The following is a 20,088-nucleotide window of genomic DNA, read 5'->3' as shown; positions in this document are numbered from 1 at the left end:
CACGCTGCACGTTCTCAGTAGCAGCAGGCCCCCGGTAGCAGACCCCCAGTAGCAGACCCCGGTAGCAGACCCCGGTAGCAGACGCGGTAGCAGCCTCAGTAGTAGGCGCGCATCAGCTCCGTCGCCCACTCCGGCTGCACCGTCTCGCCCTGCGGGCCGAACTCGGCCATGTACGGCTTGACGTCCAGCACCGGGCTGCCGTCCACGGCGTCGAGGCCGCGTACGTGGATGTCGAGCCCATCGACGGCGAGCAGGCGGCAGCGGGAGACGCCCAGGAGGTTCGGGCGGTTCTTGCCCCGCTGGGCGAAGATGCCGACCCTGGGCCAGCCGGTGTTGCCGCGCGGGTGGCGCGCCGACGTGGTGATGGAGCCCGGGTCCACGAGGTGGAACCGGTACACCACCTCCAGATGCGAGAAGTCCTCGAGCCCGGCGAGCGCCTCCGGCTCGAAACGCGTCCCGTCGATGCGGATCACCGCGACTTCGGCGTCCCAGCCGTCGTCGAGCGGCTCGGCACGGCCGCCGACGACGCTGCCCACGGGTTCCAAGGTGATGGCCTGCACGGCATTCCTCCCGGTGTCTGCGTACGGTGAGCGATCCACGAACGTACGGCCCGGCCGAGGCACGCCGCATCAGTCAGGGGACTGAAGTGCGGCGCGGCCGCTTCAGCATCGCGTCCGTGTGATCGAGATCACCTCCGCCGATGTCACACGGGCGCGCCCGCGCCCGTCCTTGCCGCGACGAATCCACCAAGGGGGAATCATGATCGACATGGAGCGGGCGCGGACGGGGCGCCCGCGCGGGCGAGGCGGGCGCCGGTGGCCGCGCCTGATGGCGGGCGCGCTCGCGCTGCTGGTGGCCGTGACACTGCTCATCGCGTACGTCTGGCAGCCATCGGCCGTGGCGGGCCACCGCTCGGCGTACGAAGGGAGCTACCTCGACACGCCACGGGCGCGGTTCCACTACCGCAAGACGGGCAGCGGATCGCCGGTGGTGCTGGTGGCGGGCGGCGCGCAGTGGCTGTACTCGTACCGGGACACGATCCCGGCGCTCGCGCGCGAGCACACCGTGTACGCCGTCGATCTGCCGGGACAGGGCTACACCACGGTGAAGGGCGAGTTCGCCTACGACATCCCGGCGATGGCGCAGGCGCTCGGCGCGTTCCTCGACGCGGCGGGCCTGGCCACGGTCTCCCTGGTCGGCCACTCCTGGGGCGGCGCCTGGTCGCTGTACTACGCCGAGCGCAACCCGTCCCGCGTCGACCGGCTCGTCCTGCTCGACTCCCCGGGGCTGGACAAGCCGCTCGCCTCGCAGACCGCGCTGTTCTCCGTACCGGTCGTGGGGGAGCTGGCGGTCAAGCTCATGGGCCGTTCCGACTTCGAGAAGAGCCTGCGCACCGCCTTCGCCCGCCAGGACCGCGTCACCGCCGAGGTCGTGGACGAGACCTGGCACTGGATGTCCCGCCCCGACAGGCGGGCGGCCTTCGTCCGCCTCGTCCGCACCCAGGACTACAAGCCGACGGACGCCGGCCTCGCCGGCCTGCGCGCCGAGACCATGGTGATCTGGGGCGAGGACGACCGGTGGCTCCCGGCCGCCTACGCGCGGGAGTACGGCAGGCGCATCCCCGGCGCCACGGTGCGGATCGTCCCGGGCGCCGGGCACAACGTCCACGAAGACGCCCCCGACCAGGTCAACCCGCTCCTCACCGCCTTCCTCCGGTCCTGATCCGGCAGGCACCGGTGCCGGTCACCGCCACCACCTCGATGGCCTCGCGCAGCCGCAGCCGGTCGCGCACGGGGCCGGAGGGGGTGAAGCCACCCGCTCAGGGGGCCGGGACGGGAAACCCGTACACGTTGCCGTTCGAGCTGCCGACGAAGACGGAACCGCCGGTCACGACGGGTTCGGTGGTGATGCGGCCACCGGCGCGGAAGCTCCGCCGCTCGACGCCGGTAACGGCGTCGAGCGCGTGCAGCGTGCCCTCGTCGTCCCCGATGTACACGGTCCCGTCCGCCACCACAGGGCCGGTTCCCCGGTCCCGGCCCAGGGGGAAGGTCCAGCGCGATGCGCCGGTGGCGGCGTCGAGCGCGTGCAGCCTGCCGTCCATGCCGCTGATGTACGCGCGCCCCCGGGCCACTGCGATGGCCCAGTTGTACGGGAATGCGCCGCCGGTCGTGTGGTGGTTCCACAGCGGCTTGCCGGAGGCGGCGTCCAGCACGTACGTCGTGCCCTCCCTGTCGCCGAGGTACAGCCGCCCGCCGGTCACCACGGGCCGGAAGCCGATGGAGGCGCCGATGGCGGTGCGCCACAGGAGTGCTCCGGTGGCGGCGTCCAGGGCGCGCACCTCGCCCCTGGCGCTCGCGGCATAGAGCACCGCGCCGCTGCGCGTCAGGTGGATGAAGTCCGTGGCGCCGCCGGCTCGAGCGCGCCACTTCCGGGCTCCCGAGGCGGCCTCCAGCGTGTCCACCATGCCGTTCCCGCCGCCGACGTGGACGGCATCGCCCATGAGAACGAGATAGGGCGTGACGGGGAAGAGACCCTTCGGCCGGAACGTCCACAACCTCTCGCCCGTGGCCCGGCTCAGCGCCACGAGCTCGGGCGTCGTCTCCACGTGGGAGCGCCTCGTCCAGGCGTACAGGCGGCCTCCCGCACCGGCGAGGTCGCTGACGACGAGCAGCCTGCGGCTCCACCTCGGGCGGCCGGTGGCGGTGTCCAGCGCGACCAGGTGGCCGGACTCGTTCGCGGCGTACACGGTGCCGTCCACGACCACATGGCCGTGATGGATGACGCCGCCCGTCGGGAAACGCCACCGCCGCGCGCCCGAGGCGGCGTCCAGCGCGGTCACCGTGCCGTCGCCGCTGGTGGCGTATGCCACGCCGCCGGTCACCACCGGCCCGGCGTGGACGATCGCGTCCGTCGGGTGGCTCCAGCCGTCCGCGTGCGCGGGAACGGGGACGGGAGCGCCTGGGCGGTAACGGGCGAGCAGCTGGTTCCGCAGCAACGGGGAGAGGAGCCGTACCGCCTGCCGCGACGGAGAGGTCAACCGGACGATGACGGGGCCCACGTTCATGAGCGTCCCGCCGTGGTACCCGTTCGTCCCATCCACGGTGTAGGTGAGAGATCCCGGGCTCTCGGCGGTGGGATCGACGTGGTCGGTCGCTCTGATGACGTGCTCGTCGCGAGCGAACAACCGGCGCGCACCGGCGTCCGACGGCGACACCCATTCCACCGAGAGCGAGACGACGGGGTCGCCGTCCCCGGGCGGCACCCAGTCGCATCTCCCGGCTTTCCCCGGTGGGCCGACGGACCCGGGGACCGCGCGGTAGCCGTCCGCGACCAGGGACAGATCGCGCTCGGTCAGCAGGCCACAGGCATCCGGCCAGGCGCTCGCCGGGACTCCGCCGAACCAGGAGCGCTCGCGAGGCGGGCCGTAGATCAGCCTGTACGCGGTGATCCGGCCGCCACCTGGCCACTTGCCGTGCACGAAGGCCATGTTCGTGACCACCCCGGCGAGGGACGCCTGGGTGAAGGGCTGATCGATCGGCAGCCCGCCGAGCCGTCCCGTCCCGGGGTCGACGGAGATCAAGTAGGCGGGCAATGGCCAGCCCGCCTGCCGTGGGGCTCCCCCGGGGCCGGCCGCGGCCGAGAGAGTTCCGGCGTAGAGCGGTGGAGACCAGCGCTCCGGGCTCGTGATGGATCCGGCCTCCCGCGCACGCGGCAGCGGGCGGCCGTCAGGTCCGTGGAAGGAGCCGCTGGAGCCGGTCAGGACATGCGTGTGACCTTCGGCGTCGGTCGTCAGGCCGATCGCGAGGTCGGCGTACGACCGCGTGGACGGCGCCGACAGCGTCCGGCTCCACCGATGACGCAGCGTGCGCGGATCGATCGAGGTGAGCCGGAGCCCGTTCTCCTTGCAGCCGCTGAGCAGCGTCACCGACCGGGCGGTCCCGGCACTCGTCAGGTGGCAGCCCTGCCCGTACGTCGCCCGCGCCGTGTCCGCCCCGGTGCTGAGGTCGAGGGCCCGGATGTCGAGCGGGTCGGCCGAGCGTTCGAACACCACGACGCCGCGCTCGGTCACCAGGATCCGCGGGCCGTCGTACGCACCGACGTCGTCCCGCACGGCCGGCTCGGTGGAGACGGTGATCGCGCGCCGCCACAGCACCCGGCCTGTGGCCAGGTCATGACCGGTGAGGGTGTGGCCGGTGGCATCCGGCCGCCGGCGGGCCACGACCAGCGTGCCCGCGGCGATCCACACGCCGGTGACGATCGTGGACGGGGACGGGCCGGCGGGGATGGTGCGCCGGAGCTCACCGGTGCGGGAATCGCGGATCTGGACGGTGTTCTCGCGCGCGGCCATGGCGACGGCAGGGCCGGACGCGGCGAAACGCGGGGTGCCGTACGTCTGGTCGATGTCGGCGTTCGCGGACACCGACCACACCGCACGCCACTCGACGGGGACGAGCCGCCGCCACGGCGCGTCCCCCGCCGCGCACGCCGGCACCGCCACCGCGAGCAGCACTCCGGCCACGCGACGCCGGCTCAGCATGCCGCCCTCTTGTGGCTCTGCCGGCCCATCGCACATGCTTCCGCGTTGGAGATGGGCTGCCAGCCGCCGAGCGGGGAGACGGCGTAGTAGGAGCGGTACGTGCCGGCGAGGCCGGTCACCCGGAACGGGCCTCCGTCCGGCCCTTTGACGCTCACCTGCTCGGTCCGGTCCTCGGCGAGCACGGTGACCAGGAGATCGAAGGCGTAGGACGCCGCCTTGCCCTTGACCGACAGGGAGAGCGTGACCCGCTCGTCCCGTTTCAGGTCGATCTGCTTCTTCCTGAAGTACGGGGTCTTCCGGTCCGCCGCGGTCACGAAGCGGGGAACCGGCGTGTCGAGATCCGCGGACAGTTCGATGGTGTCGGTCGTTCCGCCGGAGCTGTAGATCAGCAGCGCGCCGTCCGCGACGGGCCCGCGATCGAGGATGCGCGGCTCGATGTCGACGATGCGCAGGCTGCTGCGGTTCCCGGTGAGGACGACCGTCACCGCCGCCTCTTCGATGGGGGCCGCCTGGTGGCGGGCCATGACCGCGTCGTGCCGCGCGCCGGACGCGTTGCTCCGCAGGACCGCTCGTTCTCCGGGATCGGTCACCGGCCTGCCCAGGGCGATCTCGTGCTGGGAGCGGTCGACGGCCACGTGGCCGACCTTGATGGGCGGCCCGCCGCTGAGCCGATCGACCGCGGCGGGACCGCGCGCGTTGACCCACGCGGTGATGACGGCGCCGATCGCCGCGATGATCACGGCGCTGAGTATCCCCGCCGACCACCTCCCCACGGCCGTCCAGCGTCCCTCCTCGGCCTCCTTCGCGCGGGTGGGTGCGGCACGCCTTTTCTGACGTGCTCTGGCCATGGAGTTCTCCCTGGGAATGGCGGGGCACCGCTTGGTGTGACACCTGTATAGCGTTGCGGCGCGCCGGCCATCAAGCCCGTCGAACGCATCAAGATAATGCTCTGATAATGCCCAATGTCATCATTTTTATTGTTTTGGTGGTCGCGTGGGCAGCGGTCAAGCCGGACGTGAAGTGCCAGGTGGATCGGGTCTCGGCTCGTGTGGTCCGGCCGTCGAATGGGCGGCGGAATCCATCCGTATGGACGAAATGGCGCCCGGGTTCGGCGAGCCTGATCTCCCCATTTCCGAATGATTCCGGCGAGCATGATAAATCCGTCCGCTTTTCGAGCGTGATCGCGAGACCGCACACCGCCTCCGGCCGTTCGTCGGGTGCGCCGCGGCTCCGATGAGAACGGCTCTGTGTCGGGGTGCCGGGATCGTGCGCCTGACGCTGCCCGGCTCGTTGACGTCTGTCCGATCTGTCCTGACTCAAAGTTGATGTCTCAGCAAGGATTTTCGCAGGTCACACGTAGGAGACAGACCTGATCACATGCCCCCATCCCGGAGCATAATGATCGTCTGCGGAGAGCAGATGACCCCGAGGAGGACACCCCCGCGCGGCGTACGGTCGCGCCGAATTCGCGACGCTGGACCGCCCGCGCGACCTCGTGCAGCCGGCGACGACCTCGCCATGGCCCGCGTGTCGTTCCCGAGGAGCGGACCCGTTCGCGACCGCCCATCCGGGCACGTTTGACCCTTGCTGGAAAGAGGACACATGAACACCCCTGTGACGGGCGCGAACCGCCCTCCCGCAGACCTGCCCGGCCGTCTCCACGAGGCCCTGGAGGCGCAGTGCCGGCGCACGCCCGATCGCGTCGCCGTCGTCGCGGGCACGACCCGGCTGACCTACGCCGAGGTCGACCGCATGGCCAACGGGGTCGCCAACGCCCTGGCCGCCCGGGGCGTCGGACGCGGCGACCTCGCGGGAATCTGTCTTGACCGGGACGAGTGGCTGGTCCCGGCGCTGATCGGGGTGCTGAAGGCGGGGGCGGCGTACGTGCCGCTGGATCCGGCCTACCCGGCGGAGCGGTTACGTTTCATGGCCGAGGACTCCGGTGCGGGCGTGGTGGTCACCTCGGCGGCCCGGCGGGAGACCGCGTCGCTGACAGGGGCCGAGACCGTGCTCGCCGACGAGACGACGCCCGCCGAGCGCGGGCCCGACGTGCCCGGCGAGCCGTCCGACGCCGCGTACGTCATCTACACCTCCGGCTCCACCGGCCGCCCCAAGGGCGTGGTCGTGGAGCACCGCAACACGCTGAACCTGGTGCGCTGGGAGGCCTCCGCCTACACGGCAGAGGAGTTGAGCGGCATGCTGGCCGGCTCCTCCATCTGCTTCGACGCCTCGATCACCCAGATCTTCACGCCATTGACCTCGGGCGGCACCGTGATCATGGCGGACAACGTCCTGTCGCTGCCCACGCTGCCCGCCCGCGACGAGGTGCGCACGGTGTTCGGCGTTCCGTCAGCGCTGTCAGTGCTGCTGCGCGAGCCGCTGCCGGAGGGCGTGCGCATGGTGCTGTCCGGCGGTGAGCGGCTGACCGCCGGCCTGGTGGCGCGCATCTTCGAGAACCCGGGCGTGCGCCGCGTGCTCAACATGTACGGCCCGACCGAGTGCACGACCGGCAGCACCCTGTACGAGGTCACCCGAGACCACAAGGGTGATCCGCCGCTGGGCGGGCCCATGGCGAACGCGGTGCTCAGCGTGCGCGACGCCGACGGCAGGCCGGTCCCCGACGGCGAGGTGGGCGAGCTGTGGATCGGCGGGCCCGGCGTGACCCGCGGCTACCTCGGCCACGAGTCGGACGCGTTCCGCACCGAGCCGGACGGCTCCCGCGTCTACCGCAGCGGCGACCTGGTCCGCCGGGTGGACGGCGAGCTGCACTACGTGGGCCGCGCCGACGACCAGGTGAAGATCCGCGGCTTCCGGGTGGAGCTGGGCGAGGTCGAGTCGGCACTGGAACGCCACCCCGCCGTGCGCCGCGCGGTCGTGCTCGCGCACACCGACGACGACGGCATCGCCTACCTCGTCGGGCACGTGGAGGCCCCCGGCGCGAGCGAGCCCGAGCTGCGCGACTGGCTGCGCGAGCGGCTGCCCGACTACCTGGTCCCGGCCAGGATCGGCGTGACCGACGAGCTGCCGATCGCCCCCATGGGCAAGGTGGACCGCGCGGCCCTGCCCAAGCTGCGCCCCGCGCGTACGGGAAGCGACGCGCCGGTCGCGCCGCGCACGGACGACGAGCGCCAGGTGGCCGAGGTGATCGCGGACGTGCTCGGCCTGCCCGAAGTGGGGGTGTACGACCGGTTCCCCGACCTGGGCGGGCACTCGCTCGCCGCCGCCCGGGTGGTGACCGAGCTGTCGCGGCGGCTCGGGTACACCGTGCCGCTGGCGGCGTTCCTGACCGAGCCGACCGCGGCCGGGCTGGCGGCGCGCCTGCGCGAGCCGGGTTCCGCGCCGGTGCGGCGGACCGGCGCGACCCGGCACCCGCTCACCGCCGCGCAGCGCGAGTTCTGGACGCTGCGCCAGCTTCACCCGGGCAGCCCGGTCACCACGGTGCCGGTCCGGCTGCGGGTGCGCGACCTGGACGGGAGCGGGCCGCTGCGCGCCGCGCTGGACGCGATCGTCCGCCGGCACGAGTCCCTGCGCAGCACGGTCGCCACCGGCGACGACGGCGTGCCGTACGCGATCGTGCACCCGCCGGCCGCCGTCCCCCTGACCGAGCACCCGGCGGGCACGGACCCGGTGAAGGCGGCGCGGGTCGCGGCGGAGCACGTGTTCGACGTGACGAGCGAGGTGCCGCTGCTGCGCGCGAGCCTGTGCCCGGTGGGGGACGGCACGGCCGAGCTGGTGCTGGTGACCGACCACCTGGCCTTCGACGGCGGTTCTGTCGGTGTCCTGATGGAGGAGCTGGCCGCCGAGCTGGACGGCGAGCCCGTCCCCGAGCCCGCGGTGCAGCTCGGCGACGTGGCGGTACGCGAGCAGGAGGACCGGCCCGACCTCGCCGGGCTGCGCGAGTTCTGGCGCGACGAGCTGGCGGGAGCGCCGGTCGCCGGGCCGCCGCCCGCCGACCTGGCGACGGACCGGGTGATCAGGCCGCTGCCCGGGGAGTTCGTCGACGCCGTGGCCGCGCTGGCGCGCGCGTGCGGCACGACCCCGTACGCGGTGTACCTGGCCGCGCTCGCCCTGGCCTCGGGGGAGCCGGACACGCTGATCGGCATGGTGGCCGCGCGCCGCGCCGCGCCGGAGCTGGCCCGGGTCATCGGGCCCCTCATCGACACGGTGCCGGTACGGCTGCGCACGGACGCCGCGCCCGCCTTCCGCGACCTGGTCAGGCAGGCCGGCGAGGCCGCGACGCGGGCGCTGGTGCACCAGGAGGTCCCGCCCGCCGACCTGCCCCGCGCACCGGTGCTGCTGGCCATGCAGCACGCCGAGGTGCCGGTCAGCGCCGGACGCCTCGACCTGCTCACCGAGGTGGGCGCGGGCGCGGCGGTGCACGAGTTCAGCGTCCTCGTCAACCGTACGGCCGAGGGCTTCGAGCTGCACCTGGAGTACGCGCTCGCGCTGCTCGGCCGGCAGGAGGCCGAGGCGTACCTCGACCGGCTGCTGTGGCTGCTGCGCAGCGCGGTGGCCGAGCCGGACCGGGCGATCAGCGCGTTCGAGCGGGTCAGCCCGGACGAGCGCGCCGCGCTGCTGGCCCGCGCGGCCGGGCCGGAGCTGCCGGGCGACCTGCCGCCGGTGCCGGTGGCCCTCGCCTCCCACGCGACGGGCACGGCGGTGGTCGGCCCGGACGGCGCGAGGCTGAGCCACGCCGAGCTGAACGACCGCGCCGACCGCATCGCGGCCGGGCTGCTCGCGCACGGGGTGTCGCGGGGCGACGTGGTCGGCGTCCGCGTGCCGCGGGACCGGATGCTGCCCGCGGTGCTGCTGGGCGTGTGGCGGGCCGGGGCGGCGTACCTGCCGCTGGACCCCGATCTTCCGGAGGAGCGGCTGCGCCTGCTGGCCGCGGACGCGGGCGCCCGCGTGGTGCTCACCCGCGGCGGATCACCCGCGGAGGCGACGACGGACGGCGCGCAGACGGCGCCCGGCGCGGCCGGAGCGCCCGGCGATCAGGCGACGCCCGGTCCGCAGGTGACGCTCGATGCGGACCTGCTCGCCGAGGGCCCGCGCGCCGCCCTGCCGGAGATGAGCCCCGCCGACCTGGCGTACGTGATCTACACCTCGGGCTCCACCGGTGCCCCCAAGGGCGTCGAGGTCACCCACGGCGGCCTGGCCGCCCTCGTGCACGGCATGATCACGACGCTCCGCCTCGGCCCGGATGACGTGCAGCCCGCGGTCGCGCCGCTGAGCTTCGACGCCTCGGCGTCCGAGCTGTGGAGCGTCCTGACCGCCGGCGGCACGTCGGTGGTGGTGGACAGGACCACGGCCACCGACGGGCACGCGCTGGCCGAGCTGATCACCACGAGCGGCGCCACGGTGATCGACCTGGTGCCGACCTCGTACCGGATGCTGCTGGCGGCCGGCTGGACGGGCGGACCGGGGCTGCGCGCCGTGGTCGGCGGCGAGACCCTGGACCCGGCGCTGGCCGAGCAGATCCTGCTGCGCACCGGCGAGCTGTGGAACGCCTACGGCCCCACCGAGACCACCGTCACCTCGACCCTGCACCGGGTGCGCGGCCGCGAGGGCGAGCGGGTGCCGATCGGGTCGCCGATGCCGGGCGAGCGGGCGTACGTGGTGGACGCGCGGCTGCGCCTGGTGCCGCCGGGCGAGGTCGGCGAGCTGCTGCTGGGCGGCGCTGGCGTGGCGCGCGGCTACCGGGGGCGGCCCGATCTGACCGAGGCCGCGTTCGTGGCCGACCCGTTCACGCCGGGCGGCCGCGCCTACCGCACGGGCGACCTGGCGCGGTGGCGGCCCGACGGGACGCTGGAGTTCCACGGCCGCCGCGACCACCAGGTGAAGGTCCGCGGGTACCGGATCGAGCCGGGCGAGATCGAGGCCGTGCTGCGCGAGCTCGCCGAGGTCGCGGTGACCGTGGCGGGCACCGGCGCGGACGCCCATCTGGTCGGCTACGTCGCGCCGGAGACGGCGGACCTGGCCGCGATCGAGCGGCACGCCAGGGCCACGCTGCCCGCCCACATGGTGCCGCGCCGCTGGGTCGCGCTGCCCGCCCTGCCCACGCTGCCCAACGGCAAGGTGGACCGCGCCGCACTGCCCGAGCCGGACACCGGACCCGAGCGGGAGCGGGTCGCGCCCGCCACCGACGCCGAGCGCCTGGTGGCCGCCGTCTGGGCCGAGGTGCTCGAACGGCCCGAGGTCTGGGCCGGCGACGACTTCTTCGCCCTCGGCGGCGCCTCGTTCGCCGCGACCAGGGTGGCCGCGCGCCTGCGCGAGATGTTGCAGATCCCGGTGCCGGTGCGGCTGCTGTTCGACCGCCCGGTGCTCGCCGACTTCGCCGCCGCGCTCGAGGAGCTGCTGGCCGCCGAGCTGATGGAGGGGAACGAGGGATGACCGAGGTACGTGACGACCGGATCTCCGGGCTCGTCCGCTCCAGGCTCGCCGCCGCGCTCAAGCAGGCCGAGCAGGCGGCGCCGCAAGGCATCCCGGCGACGCACGCCGCGGACATGCCGCTGTCGCCGGCCCAGGAGCGGCTGTGGTTCCTGGCCCAGCTGGAGCCGGACACGCCCGCCTACAACGTGCCGCTGGCGCTGCGGCTGCGCGGCCCGGTGGACCTCGCCGCGCTCACCGGCGCGGTGGCGGACCTCGCCGAGCGGCACTGGATCCTGCGCGGCGTCATCTCCGACGGACGGGTCCGCCCCGTCGCCACCGTGCCGGTGCCCGTGGTGGACGTGGAGGCGGCCGAGCTGGAGCGCGAGCTGACCGCGCACGCCTGGCGGCCGTTCCGGCTGGACGCCGAGCCGCCCCTGCGGGCCACGGTGTTCCGGCTCGGCGACGACGAGTGCGTGCTCGCGCTCACCCTGCACCACATCGCCACCGACGCCTGGTCGGAGCGCGTGCTGCTGGACGACCTCGCCCGCCTGTACGCCGCCCGCCTCGGCCTGGAGCCGGCCCCCGAAGCCCCCGCCCTGCAGTACGCGGACGTCGCGGCGTGGGAGGCCGGGCGGCAGGACACCGGCCTCGACTGGTGGGCGGAGCACCTGGCGGGCCTGCCGCCGGTGCTCGACCTGCCGCTCGCCCGCCCCCGCCCGTCCGTCCCCGGATGGGAGGGCGCGGCGGTGCCGCTGGAGGTGCCGGAGGAGCTGGCGGCGAAGATCCGCGCGGTACCGGGGACCTCGCCCTTCATGGTGTTCCTCGCCGGGCTGCAGGCGCTGCTGAGCCGCCTGTCCGGCGTGGACGACATCGCCGTGGGCGTGCCGCACGCGGGCCGCCACCACCCCGACACCGAGCGGGTGGTCGGCTGCTTCGTCAACACGCTGGTGGTGCGCGGCGACACCTCGGGCGACCCGACCGGCGCCGAGCTGCTGGCGCGGGCCCGCACGGCGGCGCTGGACGCGTACGCGCACGCCGGCACGCCGTTCGAGCGGGTCGTGGAGCGGCTGCAGCCGGAGCGGAACCTCGCGGTCACGCCGCTGTTCCAGGTGATGCTCAACGTCTACGACACCGGCGCGCCGCTGTCGCTGCCGGGACTGCGCGTGGAGGAGGTGCCGCTGCCCGCGCCGACCGCGAAGTTCGACCTGAACATCGAGCTCGGCGACGACGGCGCCCGCTTCTCCGGCGAGCTGCGCTACCGCACCGACCTGTACGACGAGGCGACCGCGCGCCGGCTCGCCGGCTGGTACCTGGAGCTGCTCGACGGCATGCTCACCGACCCGGACGCGCCCGTGCGGCTGCCGGCCGGGGACGACCTGCGCGGCCCGGCCGCGGACCTGCCCGTGGACGTGCCGCTGCACGCGCTGGTCGAGCGGGTGGCCGACGCCCGCCCCGATGCGCTCGCGGTCGGCACGCTCAGCTACGCGGAGCTGGACCGCCGCGCCAACCGGGTGGCCCACTGGCTGCTGGAGCGCGGGGTGCGCCCTGACGAGCCGGTCGGCGTGCTGCTCGAGCGGCGGCCCGAGCTGGTGGTCGCCATGCTCGGCGTGCTCAAGGCGGGCGCGGCCTACCTGCCGCTCGACCCGGTCTATCCGGAGCGGCGCAACCAGGCGGTGGTGGCCGACGCCGGGGCGCGGATCGTGCTCACCGAAGCCGAGCTCGCCGCCGCCATGGACGCTCCGGCCGAACGCCCCGGCGTGGACGTGCGGCCGGAGCACCTGGCGTACGTGATCTACACCTCGGGCTCGACCGGGCGGCCGAAGGGGGTCGCGGTCGAGCACCGCCACATCACGCACTATCTCGGCGCGGTGGCCGGGGTGCTCCCCGCGGGGCTGACCTCGTTCGCGCTGGTCTCCACCGCCGCCGCCGACCTGGGCATGACGAACGTGTGGTGCGCGCTGACCACGGGCGCCACCCTCCACCTGATCGACCACGAGACGGCCACCGACCCGGCCGCGTTCGCCGCCCGCCTGGCGGAGCACCCGGTGGACGCGATCAAGATGGTGCCCAGCCAGCTCGAACTCCTCGGCACGGACGCGCTGCCGGACAAGCTGCTGATCCTGGCCGGCGAGGCCGTGCCCGCGGACCTGGTGGCGCGCGTCAAGGAGGCGCGGCCGGACCTGGAGGTGCAGATCCACTACGGCCCCACCGAGACCACGGTGTCGGTGCTGGCCTGCGACGCGAGCGAGAGCGCCCCGGGACGGGCGCCGCTGGGCCGCCCGCTGGCCGACGTCGTGTGCCGGGTGGCCGACCCGTCAGGACGGCCGCTGCCGCCCGGCGTGCCGGGGGAGCTGTGGATCGGCGGGCCCAGCGTGGCGCGCGGCTACCTGGGCCGCCCCGACCTCACCGCGGAGCGCTTCACCGGCGGCTGGTACCGCACCGGCGACCGCGTCAGGGTCACCGGTGACGGACTGATCGAGTTCCTGGGCCGCATCGACGACCAGGTGAAGGTGCGCGGCTTCCGCGTCGAGCTGGGCGAGGTCGTCGCGGCGTTGCGGGCCCTGCCGCAGGTCGCCGAGGCGTACGTGCAGCCGGTCGGCTCCGGCCTGGAGCGGCGCCTGGCGGCCTGGGTGACCCCGGCGACGGTGAACGCCGCCGAGGTGCGCTCGGCGCTGCGCGAGCGGCTGCCCGACTACATGGTGCCGGCGGCGATCGGCGTGCTCGATGCTCTGCCGCTCACCCCGAACGGCAAGGTAGACCGGGCCGCCCTGCCCGAGCCCGAGGCCGCGCCCGCCGTGCGGGTGCCGCTCGGCACCCCCGCCGAGCGCCTGGTGGGCGAGATCTGGACCGAAGTGCTGGGCCTCGCCGAGGTGTGGGCGGACGACGACTTCTTCGCGCTCGGCGGGCACTCGTTCGCCGCGACCCGGGTGGCCGGGCGGCTGCGCGAGCGGCTGGGCGCGGCGGTGCCGGTGCGGCTGCTGTTCGAGCACCCGGTGCTGTCCGACCTGGCCGCCGCGCTCCCGCGGCCGGCCGCCGCCGCGCGGGCGCGGCGCGCGCCGGTGGACGGGCCGGTGCCGCTGTCCGGGGTGCAGGCCAGGCTGTGGTTCCTGGCGCAGCTCGAACCGGACAGCAGCGCCTACAACGTCCCGATCGCGCTGCGGATCCGCGGCCCGCTGCGGGAGGAGGCGCTGCTGGGCGCGGTACGCGACCTCGCCGAGCGGCACCACGTCCTGCGCAGCGTCGTGGACGACTCGGGACCCGAGCCCGTGATGGTGGTGCGGGACGCCGCCGAGGTGCCGATCTCCACCGAGCGCGCGGACCGGTCGCAGGTCGAGGACGTGCTGGCCGCGCACCTCGCGACCCCGTTCACGCTGGACCGCGAGCCGCCCATGCGCGCGACGCTGCTGACGGTCGATGACGACGAGCACGTGCTCTCGCTCACCTTCCACCACATCGCCACCGACGCCTGGACGCGCGGCCTGCTGCTGGAGGAGCTGTCCGGCCTGTACGCCGCCCGCCTCGGCCTGCGCCCGCCGCTCGGCCCGCCGCCCGCGCAGTACGCCGAGGTGTCGCCCGTGCCCGACCCGGCCGACCTGGACTGGTGGGCCGAGCGGCTGGACGGCCTGCCGCCGGTGCTCGACCTGCCCACCGACCGGCCGCGCCCCGCCGTGCCAGGCCCCGGCGGCGCCCAGCTCGACCTGGAGCTGCCGGCCGGGCTCAGCGAGCGGATCAGGTCGGTGGCCGCCGCCTACCGCTCCACGCCGTTCATCGTGCTGCTGGCCGGGCTGCAGGCGCTGCTCGCCAGGCTGTCGGCGAGCGCGGACATCGCGGTCGGCGTGCCGGTCTCCGGCCGCGACCACCCGGACACCGAAGGCGTGGTGGGCTGCTTCCTCAACACGGTCGTTGTACGGACCGACGTGGGCGGCGACCCGACCGGGCGCGACCTGCTGGCCCGCGCGCGGGAGTCCGCGCTGGGCGCGCTCGCGCACGCCGGCACGCCGTTCGACCGGGTGGTGGACCGGCTGCGGCCGGAGCGGAACCTCGCGGCCACGCCGCTGTTCCAGGTGATGCTCAACTACATCTCCGGCGTGGCGCGGCCGGAGCTGCCCGGCCTGGAGACCTCCGAGATCCAGCTGCCCGAGCAGACCACCAAGTTCGACCTGAGCTGGCACGTCATCGACGAGGGGCCGGGCACGCCGCTGCGCGGCGGGCTCGCGTACCGGACGGACCTGTTCGAGCCGGGCACCGCGGAGAAGCTGACCCGCTGGTACACGGCGCTGCTCGACGGGCTGCTCGCTGACCTGGACGCGCCGGTGGGCGCGGTGCCGCTGGAGCCGGTCACCGGTCCGGTCATCGACGGCGGGCCGCCGCCGCAGCCGCCCGCAGGGGCGGTGCACCACCTGATCGAGCGCTGGGTGGACGAGACCCCCGGCGCCCTCGCGGTGGTGGGCGCCGACCGGGCCCTGACGTACGCCGAGCTGGAGTCGGCCGCGAACCGGATCGCACACTGGCTCATGGACGCCGGCGTGCGGGCCGACGAACCGGTCGGCGTGCTGCTGGAGCCGGGGGCCGACCTGGCCTGCGCGCTGTTCGGCATCCAGAAGTCGGGCGGCGGCTACCTGCCGATGGACCCGGCCTACCCGGCCGCGCGGATCGCCGCCATGCTGGAGGCCGCGGGGGTGCGGGCCGTGGTGACGGTGAGCGAGTTCGCGCCCCTCATCGGGGAGGGCAGGCGGGTGCTGGCGCTCGACCGGCCGCCCTCCCTGCCGGACACCCGGCCGGATGTGGACGTACGGCCCGGGCACCTGCACCACGTGATCTTCACGTCGGGCTCCACCGGCACGCCCAAGGCGGTGGCCGCCGAGCACCGCAGCGTCCTCAACTACCTGGGCGGCATGCTGCCGCGCATCGGCGTGCCCGGCGGGTCGTTCGCCGTGGTCTCCACGCCCGCCGCCGACTTCGGCCTGACCTGCGTGTTCGGCGCCCTGACCACGGGCGGGACGGTGCACCTGGTGCCGCGCGAGACCGCGATGGACCCGGCCGCGTTCGCCGGCTACCTCGCCGAGCACCGGGTGGACGTCGTCAAATGCGTGCCGAGCCACCTGGAGCTGCTGGCCTCGGGCGGCGACCTGGCCGCCGTGCTGCCGCGCGAGCTGCTGATCCTCGCGGGCGAGGCGTGCCCGTGGGACCTGGTCGAGCGGGCCAGGGCGGCCCGGCCGGGGCTGCGGATCCAGAGCCACTACGGCCACACCGAGTCCACGATGATCTGCCTGGTGTGCGACACCGAGGAGGTCCCCGCCGACCGGCGCACCGGCATCGTGCCGCTCGGCCGCCCGCTGCCCGGCGTGCACGGCCACCTCGTGGACGCCGCGATGCGCCCCGTGCCGCCCGGCGTGCCCGGCGAGCTGGTGGTCGGCGGCCCCGGCGTCACCCGCGGCTACATCGGCAGGCCCGAGCTGACCGCGGAACGCTTCGTCCCCGACCCGCTGACCGGGGACGGACGCTGCTACCGCAGCGGCGACCTGCTGCGCCTCACCTCCGACGGGCGGATCGAGTTCCGCGGCCGGGCGGACGACCAGGTCAAGGTGCGCGGCTACCGCGTGGAGCTGGGCGAGGTCACCACGGCGCTGCGGGCGCTGCCCCAGGTCGCCGAGGCGGTCGTGCTGCCCGTCGGCGAGGGCAAGGCCAGGCAGCTCGCGGCGTGGGTGACCCCCGCGACCGTGAACGCGGCCGAGGTGCGCTCGGCGCTGCGCGAGCGGCTGCCCGACTACATGGTGCCCGCGCACGTCGTGGCGCTCGACCGGCTCCCGCTCAACCCGAACGGCAAGATCGACCGGGCCGCCCTGCCCGAGCCGGTGGCGGAGCAGGCCGCCTACGCCGCGCCCGCCACCCCGGAGGAGGAGCTGGTCGCCGAGGTCTTCGCCCGCGTGCTCGACGTGGAGCGGGTGGGGACCGACGACGACTTCTTCGCGCTCGGCGGCGACTCGTTCGCGGCGGTCCGCGCGGTCAAGGAGATCGGCCGCGGGCTGCGGGTGATCGACCTGTTCACCCGGCCGTCGGTCGCCGAGCTGGCCGCCTTCCTCGGCCGCGAGGACGGCGCCGAGACCGGCGGCGGGCTGCTGCACCGCCTGGGCGGCGGGCGGGCCAGCGAGTTCACGCTGGTGTGCGTGCCGTACGGCGGCGGCTCCGCGGCCGTCTACCAGCCGCTCGCCAAGGAGCTCGGCGACCGGGTGCAGGTGCTCTCCGCCGAACTGCCCGGACACGACCCGGCACGCCCCGGCGAAGCGCCCCTGCCGCTGGAGGAGCTGGCGGACCGGCTGGCCGCCGAGGTGACGCAGAGCGCGTCAGGACCGGTCGCGGTCTACGGCCACTGCGTGGGCTCCGCGCTCGCCGTCGCGCTCGCCCGCCGCCTGGAGGCGGACGGCGTGCGGGTACTGGGCGTGATCGCCGCCGCGAGCTTCCCCGCCGCACGGCTGCCCGGACCGATCAGGCGGCTGTTCGGCGGCGACCGCTGGGTGTCGGACCGGATGTTCCGCGACGCGCTGCGCGCCTCCGGCGGGCTGCTCGACGACATGGACGAGGCCGCCAAGCGCACCGCCGTACGCGCCATGCGGCACGACGCCGACCAGGCGCAGGAGTGGTTCACCCGCGAATTGACCGGCGAGGCGGCGCCGCTGCGCGCCCCCATACTCAGCCTCGTCGGCGAGCGCGACCGCGCCACGCAGCTCCACGAGGAGCGCTACGCCGAATGGGCGGCCTTCTCGCCCCGCGTGGAACGGGCCGTGCTGCCGAGGGCGGGACACTACTTCCTGCGCCACCAGGCCGAGCCGCTGGCCGCCCTGGTGCTCGGCCACCTGACCCGGTGGGCGGCCGGCGACTTGCCCGACCCGGTGCGCCCGCCCGAGCGCGCCAACCTGCGGCCCTTCTACACGGTCGCCACCGGGCAGATCGTCTCGGCGCTCGGCACGGCGCTCAGCTCGTTCGCGCTCGGCGTGTGGGCCTACCAGCTCAGCGGCGAGATCCTGGACCTCGCGCTGGTCACGATGCTGGCGCAGATCCCGGCCGTGCTGCTCACCCCGCTCGGCGGCGCGCTCGCCGACCGGATCGACCGGCGCACGATCATGCTGGCCTGCGACGCGCTGTCCGGGCTCACCATGGTGGCGCTGGTGCTGCTGCTCGTCACCGGGCGGCTGGAGTTCTGGAACGTCTGCCTCATCGTGGGCGTCACCTCGATCGTGTCGGCGTTCCAGCAGCCCGCCTGGATGGCGGCGGTCGCCCAGCTCGTGCCGAAACCGTACCTGCCGCAGGCCAACGCACTCGCCAACGTGGGCTTCGGCATCGGCAACGTGGTCGCGCCGCTCGCGGGCGGCGCGCTGATCGGCCTGTTCGGGCTGTCGGCGGTGGTCGCCGTTGACGTGGCCACGTTCGCGGTCGGCGTCGTCACGCTGCTGCTGGTGCGCTTCCCCGACCGGCTCTTCCACCGGCGCGAGGAGACGTTCACGGCGGCGCTCACCGGCGGCTGGCGCTTCCTGCGCAGGCGGCGGCCGCTGCTGGTGATGGCGCTCTACTTCGCGGTGGTCAACTTCTGCACCGCGCTCATGTGGGTGCTCGTCACCCCGATCGTGCTGGCCATCGGCACCTCGGCCGACCTCGGTGTGGTGACCGCCATCGGCGGCGTCGGCGCGGCCATCGGCACCGGCGTGGTCATGGTGTGGGGCGGCACCAGGCGGCGCGCCACCGGCATGATCGGCTTCGTCGCCGGGTCCGGGATCGGCGTCATCCTCATGGGCGCCTGGCCGGTCGTGTGGCTGGTGGCGGCCGGCCTGTTCATCCGGCTCGCGTGCATGAGCATCGGCAACGCGCACTGGCTGTCCATCATCCAGGTCAAGGTGGGCCAGGAGCTGCAGGGCCGGGTGCTCGCGGTGAACATCATGATCGCCACCGCGATGCAGCCGATCGGCTTCCTCGCCGCCGACCCGCTGGCCGAGTGGGCCGGGCGCTTCACCGGCGGGCCGGGCGGCGGCGCGGCGGCGGTGCTGCTGGCCAGCGGCGTCTTCCTGGTGATATGGGGACTGCTGGGGCTGTGGTACCGGCCGCTGCACCACCTGGAGGACCGCGTCCCCGACGCCGCGCCGCCCGCCGAGGCCGCGGCCGACCTGGACGCCATTCAGGAGAGGGTGCTGAGCGCGTGAACACGGGAAGCGCGGTGCGCACGGGGCTCGTCACCGCCGATGACATCCGGGCGGCGGGCGCCCGCATCCAGCCGTACGTGCGGCGCACCCCGCTGCTGCGGCTGCCCGGCGAGCGGCTCTGGGTCAAGCCGGAGAACCGGCAGCCGACCCGCTCGTTCAAGGTCCGCGGCGCGGTCAACGCCGTGGTCCGGCTCGCCGGGCACGGCGTGCGGCACGTGATCGCGCAGTCCTCGGGCAACCACGCCCAGGCCATCGCGTACGCCGCCGCCGAGCAGGGGGTGCGGGCCACCGTCGTGCTGCCCGACACCGCTCCTGAGCTGAAGGTGAGCGCCGCCCGCCGGCTCGGCGCCGAGGTCGTGATCGTGCCGCCCGCCCTGCGGGAGGAGGCCTGCCTGGCGCTGTCCGACCGCTTCGGCGCGACGATCATCCGCTCCGACGGCTTCGACGTCATCGCCGGGCACGGCAGCGCCGGAGCCGAGCTCGCCGCGGACCTGCCGGACGCGGGCTCGGTGCTGGTGCCGGTCTGCAACGGCGGCCTGCTCGCCGGGATCGCGGTCGCGGTCAAGGCCGCCGACCCGGCGATCCGGGTGATCGGCGTCGAGCCCGAGCTGGCCGCCGACGGTGCGGCCAGCTTCCGCTCCGGCACGCGTACGGCCTGGCCGGTGGAGCTCACCTACCGCACCCGCGCCGACGGGCTGCGCGCCCCCGTGCTCGGCGCCCTGGCCTGGGAGCACATCCACCGGTACGTCGACGACATGATCACCGTGACCGAGGACGCCATCGGCACCGCCGCCGCCCTGCTCCAGCGGGAGCTGGGGGAGCGCGCCGAGCCCAGCGGGGCCGTCGCCACGGCCGCCTACCTGACCCACCAGGCGTCCCTGCCGCCGGGACCGGTGGTCGCGATCCTCTCCGGCGGCAACGTCGCCTCCGGCGCGGCGGCGAGCTAGCGGCGGCGAACCGGTGGCGGCCGGGCGGGGCCGGCGCGTACGG

Annotated in this window: 7 protein-coding genes; 4 read left to right on the top strand and 3 right to left on the bottom strand. The window is 74.7% G+C overall.

The annotated features are described in order from the left end of the window. Positions 1-95: 95 nt before the first annotated feature. Complete coding sequence (locus ACGFIM_RS10520; protein WP_393197794.1) at positions 96-560, bottom strand: SAM-dependent methyltransferase; 465 nt, start codon at positions 558-560, stop codon at positions 96-98. 199 nt (positions 561-759) lie between these two features. Here ACGFIM_RS10520 and ACGFIM_RS10515 point away from each other — a divergent pair, with 199 nt between their 5' ends. After that, positions 760-1,722: an alpha/beta fold hydrolase gene (locus ACGFIM_RS10515; RefSeq protein WP_393197791.1), complete on the top strand. Its 963-nt coding sequence runs from the start codon at positions 760-762 to the stop codon at positions 1,720-1,722. 97 nt (positions 1,723-1,819) lie between these two features. Here ACGFIM_RS10515 and ACGFIM_RS10510 read toward each other — a convergent pair whose 3' ends face one another. Both ACGFIM_RS10510 and ACGFIM_RS10505 read right to left on the bottom strand, forming a co-directional pair. Next, positions 1,820-4,537 carry a PQQ-binding-like beta-propeller repeat protein gene (locus ACGFIM_RS10510; protein WP_393197788.1) on the bottom strand — a complete coding sequence of 906 codons (2,718 nt, stop codon included), beginning with the start codon at positions 4,535-4,537 and terminating at the stop codon, positions 1,820-1,822. After that, the gene (locus tag ACGFIM_RS10505) at positions 4,531-5,385 is read right to left on the bottom strand and encodes a hypothetical protein (RefSeq protein ID WP_393197785.1); all 855 of its coding nucleotides are present in this window, start codon (positions 5,383-5,385) and stop codon (positions 4,531-4,533) included. The genes ACGFIM_RS10510 and ACGFIM_RS10505 overlap by 7 nt, the downstream gene beginning before the upstream one ends. A 754-nt stretch (positions 5,386-6,139) precedes the next feature. Here ACGFIM_RS10505 and ACGFIM_RS10500 point away from each other — a divergent pair. The 3 genes from ACGFIM_RS10500 to ACGFIM_RS10490 are packed head-to-tail and all read left to right on the top strand — an operon-like array spanning position 6,140 to position 20,045. Further along, positions 6,140-10,927: an amino acid adenylation domain-containing protein gene (locus ACGFIM_RS10500; protein ID WP_393197782.1), complete on the top strand. Its 4,788-nt coding sequence runs from the start codon at positions 6,140-6,142 to the stop codon at positions 10,925-10,927. Further along, entirely contained in the window at positions 10,924-19,098 is an 8,175-nt protein-coding gene (locus ACGFIM_RS10495) for an amino acid adenylation domain-containing protein (RefSeq protein WP_393197779.1), read from the top strand. Before ACGFIM_RS10500 ends, ACGFIM_RS10495 begins: the two co-directional genes overlap by 4 nt. Then, the gene (locus ACGFIM_RS10490) at positions 19,095-20,045 is read left to right on the top strand and encodes a threonine/serine dehydratase (RefSeq protein WP_393197776.1); all 951 of its coding nucleotides are present in this window, start codon (positions 19,095-19,097) and stop codon (positions 20,043-20,045) included. Before ACGFIM_RS10495 ends, ACGFIM_RS10490 begins: the two co-directional genes overlap by 4 nt. Positions 20,046-20,088: the final 43 nt, after the last annotated feature.

The sequence above is a fragment of the Nonomuraea sp. NPDC049309 genome (assembly GCF_043196965.1).
GTDB lineage: Bacteria > Actinomycetota > Actinomycetes > Streptosporangiales > Streptosporangiaceae > Nonomuraea > Nonomuraea fastidiosa.
Note: the sequence above shows the minus strand (reverse complement) of the source record. Positions and strands in the feature narration are given on the sequence as shown.

Coding starts and splice junctions, on each gene's coding strand:
- ACGFIM_RS10515 (WP_393197791.1), top strand. CDS start 760: ATGATCGACATGGAGCGGGCGCGGACGGGGCGCCCGCGCGGGCGAGGC.
- ACGFIM_RS10510 (WP_393197788.1), bottom strand. CDS start 4,537: ATGCTGAGCCGGCGTCGCGTGGCCGGAGTGCTGCTCGCGGTGGCGGTG.
- ACGFIM_RS10505 (WP_393197785.1), bottom strand. CDS start 5,385: ATGGCCAGAGCACGTCAGAAAAGGCGTGCCGCACCCACCCGCGCGAAG.
- ACGFIM_RS10500 (WP_393197782.1), top strand. CDS start 6,140: ATGAACACCCCTGTGACGGGCGCGAACCGCCCTCCCGCAGACCTGCCC.
- ACGFIM_RS10495 (WP_393197779.1), top strand. CDS start 10,924: ATGACCGAGGTACGTGACGACCGGATCTCCGGGCTCGTCCGCTCCAGG.